This is a genomic window from Joostella sp. CR20 (genome assembly GCF_038433465.1).
Taxonomy (GTDB): Bacteria; Bacteroidota; Bacteroidia; order Flavobacteriales; family Flavobacteriaceae; genus Galbibacter.
Map to the genome: position 1 here is coordinate 1 of NZ_JAESVF010000043.1, position 406 is coordinate 406.

The window sequence follows — 406 nt, forward strand, 5'->3', positions numbered from 1 at the left end:
ACCCCGATTCTGTGAAGAACCATAAGGAAGGTATTCCAATGCCTGACGCCCAAAAGCATCATAGCCAATATGTGTGATAACATCTTTCTTAGTTGGAGTTGCTTTAATACCTACCTGTTGCTTCGCCCTGCCTAAACCATCAAAATACGTTACACTTTCTATTACATCTTTGTTCTCTCGAATACCTGAGGCACTCGTCATAGAACTTTGATAACTCCTTGTAAATATATAATTCTCTGAACTACTCAAACTAGGTGATATATATGCATCAGAAATAATCTTTGCCGAAAATGTACTCCCAGATTTTATCCATGTATTGGGCTTTAACGTAATACTTTGGGTCGCAATATAATTGTCTACTTCTCCTGCACTTAAAACATAATCGTTCAAATCATATGTAGCACGA

The 406-nt window shown here is 37.2% G+C and carries 1 protein-coding gene; it reads right to left on the reverse strand.

Translation table 11 applies throughout. The features are described from left to right. On the reverse strand, positions 1-390 hold a 390-nt coding region (locus JMA43_RS14065), incomplete at its 3' end, for a DUF6443 domain-containing protein (protein WP_446719413.1). Positions 391-406: the final 16 nt, after the last annotated feature.